Source organism: Clostridium sp., from assembly GCF_029267215.1.
In the GTDB taxonomy this organism is placed as follows: domain Bacteria; phylum Bacillota; class Clostridia; order Clostridiales; family Clostridiaceae; genus Sarcina.
The window spans coordinates 1-6,095 of the sequence record NZ_JARIDH010000036.1; the positions used below are offsets into that span (position 1 = coordinate 1).

General features: G+C 24.2%; 7 protein-coding genes. All 7 read right to left on the reverse strand.

All coding sequences use genetic code 11. The annotated features are described in order from the left end of the window. Nucleotides 1-282: 282 nt before the first annotated feature. On the reverse strand, nucleotides 283-1,596 hold the full coding sequence (locus Q1K13_RS05940; RefSeq protein ID WP_300348465.1) for a PIN-like domain-containing protein: 1,314 nt from the start codon (nucleotides 1,594-1,596) through the stop codon (nucleotides 283-285). Between the two features lie 115 nt (nucleotides 1,597-1,711). After that, a complete protein-coding gene (locus Q1K13_RS05945; RefSeq protein ID WP_300348467.1) occupies nucleotides 1,712-2,446 on the reverse strand; it encodes a hypothetical protein in 735 nt (244 codons plus the stop codon). Next, the gene (locus Q1K13_RS13030; protein ID WP_366522617.1) at nucleotides 2,439-2,801 is read right to left on the reverse strand and encodes a recombinase family protein; all 363 of its coding nucleotides are present in this window, start codon (nucleotides 2,799-2,801) and stop codon (nucleotides 2,439-2,441) included. The genes Q1K13_RS05945 and Q1K13_RS13030 overlap by 8 nt, the downstream gene beginning before the upstream one ends. Before the next feature lie 128 nt (nucleotides 2,802-2,929). Beyond that, a complete protein-coding gene (locus tag Q1K13_RS05955; protein WP_300348469.1) occupies nucleotides 2,930-3,262 on the reverse strand; it encodes a hypothetical protein in 333 nt (110 codons plus the stop codon). Nucleotides 3,263-3,276: 14 nt separating this feature from the next. Beyond that, nucleotides 3,277-4,122 (reverse strand): DNA adenine methylase, encoded by an 846-nt coding sequence (locus Q1K13_RS05960; RefSeq protein WP_300348472.1) that lies wholly within the window; start codon nucleotides 4,120-4,122, stop codon nucleotides 3,277-3,279. 19 nt (nucleotides 4,123-4,141) lie between these two features. Then, complete coding sequence (locus Q1K13_RS05965) at nucleotides 4,142-5,812, reverse strand: AAA family ATPase (RefSeq protein WP_300348474.1); 1,671 nt, start codon at nucleotides 5,810-5,812, stop codon at nucleotides 4,142-4,144. Nucleotides 5,813-5,919: 107 nt separating this feature from the next. Beyond that, the coding region (locus Q1K13_RS05970) for a 23S rRNA (pseudouridine(1915)-N(3))-methyltransferase RlmH (RefSeq protein ID WP_300348477.1) at nucleotides 5,920-6,095 on the reverse strand (176 nt) is incomplete at its 5' end.

Consider the following 6,095-nt stretch of genomic DNA (forward strand, 5'->3'; position numbering starts at 1 on the left):
TATAATAATCTCTAATTTATGAGAAACTATTTACCTAAATGAAACTTTTTTTGTTAGCTACTTTGCTACTAGTTTAGTATATCATATAAGTAAATTATTTGCAACCTTTTTTAATTATTTTTTAAAACAGTTAAAATTAATACACATTTTCCCAAATAGTAATATCTAAGTTAAATAATTAAGCATAATAAATATTTAATTTAGATATTGTTTTTTATTACTTAAAATCTTAATTATTTATGGTACGGTTCACCGTATCAGTATTAAGTGAGGTTTTCTTCTTTAAAATATTTCTTCATATTCTTCGTACTCTTCATATTCTTCGTACTCTTCATATTCATCTGAGTCAACTTTTAAAAGATCTATATACTCTATATTTATAGATTCAATCTGGGAACCAATTGAAATAGATCCTGTTCTATCAGACCTCCATTCAATAGGTATAATTCCATTAACTACTCCATTAAAATAACAACTAGTACTTCCTAAATCTATATCCTCATTACACCAATGAGCTGAAGAATCAATAGAAACTATAAAATTTACACTAACGTTAATATTAACTACATCATCTTCTATTTCACAGCTAATAATTTCTTTAACTTTACAACTTTCACACTCATCAAAAGAAAGATTATCTAAGCAACATCCAATAGAATCTTCTATTTGATCTTGTAATCCTACATCCTCTTCAATATATTTATTAACAATATCTACAAGTTCACTTGGATACCATTCATTATAAATTTCTTCAACCAACTCATAAACAATACACTCATCAATTAAATCACTAATATCACTACTTATATAATTTTTCGCTATTTCAAGAAACTCTACTAAACTAATAATTTTAATATCTAAACCATTTGATAATTCTCTTTCGAACCAATTAATCAATTTAGGATTTAACTCTTTTCTTTTTAATTCTTTATTGAATGGAAACCAATCAGATTTCACATCTGCTGTTATAAAAGTAATATCTTTATTTTTATTATTTGCAAGTTCAACTAATTGGTTAAGGATTGTATAATCTCCCATTTTATTTTTTTGCTTATTACTATCCTTGCTTCCTGGTAACCCTATTTTGCTATCTATTCTGTACTTTTTTTTTAACTCTTCTTCAGTCAATTTTGACTTATATCTATGTGAAAAAAAATCTTTTAATATATTTTCTAATTTATTTTTTTCAATCCATTGATTTTCATATTCATCATTTTCAGATATGAATTCTTCTATTTCATCAAAACTTACTTTATGGTCAACAAAACCCTCTAATAAACAAATAAATTCATCTGAATACTTATATCCATCACACTGTTTTTTCAATGAATTTATTATCTTTTGTTTATTTTCTTTTTCTAAAATATTTTTAAATGCAATTTCATATTTGTTTTTTTTATCATTGATTCTATTAGTATAAATATTAGTGACTTCTCTTTCAACTTGATCTAATAAGATAATATCTTGAGATTTACAATCAAAAATATCTTCCAATTCAAGTGAGTTATTTAAACAAAATTCATATAACCTTAATATACTACAACTATCAAAAACTAAGATTGTTTCTTTCCATATATACTCATTATTTAATTTCATATTCCTCTCTCCCTAAAAGTTACACTTTATTTTCAAATCTTTTATAAATAATTTGCTTATAAAGTAATACTATCAAATAATTATTTTATTTTCTATCTATTACTAATAATTACATCTAAATTGCTAAATTCAACTTCATTCTACCAAACCTAAAATTTCGCATAAGAAAATAAGAAACGTCTTTCATTGGCACTTCTTCTTCATTGCTTAGATAGTCTATTAAACCATCATTTATTTTTAGTTTTATTGAATCTATTTTTCTATCTTTTCCTACGGTTATTTTTGAAACCAACCTATGAAGTAACATCTTTTGCTTTTCTTTACTTGTATAGTTAACCATTATTCTTCCAAAGCTTTGTAGAATTTCTTTTATTACATCATATGAAACTTCTGATTGATTTTCGTCTGTTACTGTTATTAGAATTTTTTCTCTTTCTTCTTCTAATACATTTATATTCTTATCTAGTTCTGATTTTCTTTCAACTAGTTCTTCTTTTGTTATTAAATCATCTTCATATGCTTCTAGTATTTTAGTTTTCTTACTTTTTAGTTTACTTAGTTCTTTATCTATTTTGTCTAACTTTTTCTTGTTTGGTTCTACATTACTTCTTCTAGTATGATTGATGTTGTCTATGATTTCTTTAACCATCTTTTCATTAGAAAGTAGTTCTTCTATCTTTCCAAAGACATATTCATTAGCTTTATCAACTCTTATTGCATTAGAATTACAGACTGCTATACCTTTATTCTTCCAGTTACCACAAGCATAGTATGTTATTCTTTTCTTTGTTCCATCTTTTAATTTGTTGGTTGTTCTCATTATTACCATTCCTGCCCACAAACTAGACATCTAAGTATTCTCTATCATATATTCTAGCTGATTTTCCCTTCTTTGATTCTAGTATTTTCTGAACCTTGTCCCACAATTCATTACTAATGATTGAATCATGAAGTCCATAAACTATTATTGGATTAGGATTTATATTCTTTCTTCTCTTTTCTGACCAATCTTGTCTTACATTATATCTAATCTTTCCTATGTAAACTGAATTAGTTATAATGTCTTTGATTGAAGCAACAAAAAAGTCGTTCCATTTCTTAATTCTATATCCTAGTTTGATTAACTCTAATTCAATTACATCTAAAATTCTTGGAACATATATATAATCACATCTTACTGTATCTTTATAACCTGAAAATATTATCTCTTTTCATGGACTTAATAAAAATCTTTTCTATGCAATATGTGTAATATTAATATTTTAAACTAGCTTATTTTAGAAAATTACAATATCTGATGCTTTTTATTATTTCCTATTCAACATTTTTGCCCTTATTCTAAAATTAACTTAAAAAGTTCTTCATCATCTATTACTATTACTAAAAAATCGCTAAAAAGTAAAAATAGTGAAGAGTTATAATTAACTCCTTCACTACATATAATTTCATCTTTATATTCTGGTATGATATCTTTCAACATCCCATTTTTAAGTTCTTCAGCATCTTCTAAACTCTCAACTATTAAAATGTATCCACCTAAATCTTTATCTATATCTCTGTTTTCTCCATAGTTTTTAGCTAATAGTTTAATTAAATCAAATAAAAAATTTACTAATTCAAACTCCTTTATATAATTAATTTCTTTTTTATCTTTAATTTTTAACATCTATTTTTTATTATCTATAAAAATTCACTTATACTAATATAATTTTTTAATTCATCTTTATATATTGCTATCTCTTGACCTTTTTTCTCTCCAGCTACAGTATATCTTAAGAAAAATTTTTCTTGTCTTAATCCGCTATAAGCCTGTTCTATCAACTCACTATTATCATACGTAATAAACCAATCATTATTTAATTTTTTAACTTTTTTAGCTAATCTAATATGATCTTTTTCATTAAAGTGATTTTTATATAAATCCTTTCCTTTTTTTACGTATGGTGGATCTAAATATATAAGTAAGTTGTCATACCTCTTATCAATATATTTTATAAAGTTTATTGCATCTGTATGATGTAATTTAATTGATTTTCTATATGAATATATACTTTCTATTATTTCAATAAGATTTTTCTTATTAAATCTACAATTCATTTTGTACTTTCCAACCTGTTGTTTTCCACCTATAGGCCCTGCTAATATTATCCCTGACCTATTACATCTATTTAAATAAAATGTAGCAAATCCTATTTCTAATTTACTAAATTTGTCTTGATTCATATAAATATATTTTTGATAGTCCCATTCTTCTATAGAAAATATAGCATCATCTATTAATTTAATAAATTCATTTTTACTATTTAATATTGAATACCAAAAACAATAAATTGCATTATCATTGTCATTTATAATTATCTTATCAACGATGCCATTATGCAAAAGTTTTAATGCTAATCCACAACCGCCTGCAAATGGTTCTACGTAAATAGGTTTTTTTTCAAAATTTTTATTTATTAATTCCTTCATAAAATTATATAATTTTGCCTTACCACCTGGATATCGTAAAGGAGTATATGACTTCAAATATATTTCCTCCTAACTTTTAATCTTTCCACTCTTTTGAACTTATCTCATGAAACTCTGATACCTTTTTAAACATAGTTTTTAAGTCATTATAAAAAGACTCTAATTGTTGCTTATTTTCTTCTGAATTTATCCAATTTTTAATAACCAAGGTAAAAAATTGTTCATATTTTCTAAATAATTTTTTATTTTCTTCTCTTCTTATCCCTTTAGTAGATTTTCCAGCATTTTTGAATTCTTCAATTTTAGTTGAAATTTGCTCAATTTCCGGTTTTATATTATCTCTATAATATACTTTAGTATATCCCATTCCTTGTATATTAGGATTATACCAAAATTCATTATTAGAATCTTCATAAATTTTTTTACATTGATTAAAAACCACCTCTTCTGGAGCTTTATTACCAGGTAATGCAATTATGTAATTAGTATAATCTGGACCTCTATCTCCATCTAAGATACAAATTGACCTCATTGTAGACCTTAATAAATTACTATCTTTAAATATATTACATAAACTATCAGATGAAATATTAGCATTAACTAAATGAAATAAATTTTTCACACCAAAAAATTCCATTTTATATTCTCTCTCAAAATAATCAAATATACATTTTAAAAATAATCTAGCTTCATCATCCTCAGTAAAAATTGGAATATTTCTATTGATATAAATATCCTTTTGTAATGTTGACTTTAAAAACATTTTTATTTTATATATATCTACATCTTGTACTAAATCCACCGAATCTATATTATCTATTAAATATAATACATTATTTTTTTTATTCAAAGCTTCTTCTATTAAAGTCAAACTATGTGTAGTAAATATTATTTGTATTTTATAATTTTTCGCAAATTCTTCCATAATGTTCAATAATTTAATTTGATATGCTGGATGTAAAGTTGCATCTATTTCATCTATTAACAATATACTATCATTCATATCAATATTATGACTACTTATATTGTCATGATAATATTTTAATGAAACTAATGCTGTTATTATTATAAATAAATTATCTTCTCCTGCTGATATTGTATTTGAATCAACACCTTTATATTGTGATGAAAATTCTGCTCTAGTTTTTATATCTCCCATTTTTTCTTGCCCTTTATAGGATATTTTTATACCTGTAAAGCATTCATATATTTTATTTATTTCTTCTAAATATTTTTCTGGTAATTTTTTATTTATTTTTTTAATGCCTTCATCATTTTGATATTCTCCATATGCAAAAAGCCTAGATAATCCTAAATATATTACAGGCATCTCTGGTAACCTTTGACTACTCCCTTTAGGATAAGTTGGTTTTATTGAAAATCTATTTTTCCCACCATTTCTTGAATTATGTCTTCTAAAATCTAGGCTAGTACCATTAAAATATGTAATAGAAAATAAAGTTCCTTTTATCCCCAGAGCAGGATCATTATATTCACTATCTCCTTTTGTTAAACTTTCTATTTTGGGATTCAAAACATCATTTATATCATTTATTACCGAAATACTATTTTCATTAATCAAATTTTTATTAGTTTTTGTTAATTTCTTAAATGAATTACTTATAATATGCAATAAGGATGTTTTACAAGTACCATTACTTCCTGAAATAACATTTATTCCAGATGTAAAATCTAGTTCTAAATTTTTTAGTTTTCTATACTGCTTTATGTCTATTTTATTAACCATAACGCTTACTCTTCCTCCAACTTGTTATCATCTCTTATATATTATCATAATATATCATAACATGAAATTATTAACTCATTTTACATTTATAATAAAATAAATCTCATCTATTTATGGTAAGGTTCATTCTTCATTATTCTAAAAGCTCTATAAATCTGTTCTAAAAGCATTACTCTAAATAATTGGTGTGGGAATGTCATCTTTGAAAAGCATAGTTTATAATCTGCTCTTTTTATAACTTCTTGCGATAGACCTAAACTACCACCTATTATGAAAGCTATGT

What these genes read in the sequence shown, in the direction of transcription:
- Q1K13_RS05955 (WP_300348469.1), bottom strand. Translation starts at nt 3,262, where the DNA reads ATGTTAAAAATTAAAGATAAAAAAGAAATTAATTATATAAAGGAGTTT.
- Q1K13_RS05945 (WP_300348467.1), bottom strand. Translation starts at nt 2,446, where the DNA reads ATGTCTAGTTTGTGGGCAGGAATGGTAATAATGAGAACAACCAACAAA.
- Q1K13_RS05940 (WP_300348465.1), bottom strand. Translation starts at nt 1,596, where the DNA reads ATGAAATTAAATAATGAGTATATATGGAAAGAAACAATCTTAGTTTTT.
- Q1K13_RS05965 (WP_300348474.1), bottom strand. Translation starts at nt 5,812, where the DNA reads ATGGTTAATAAAATAGACATAAAGCAGTATAGAAAACTAAAAAATTTA.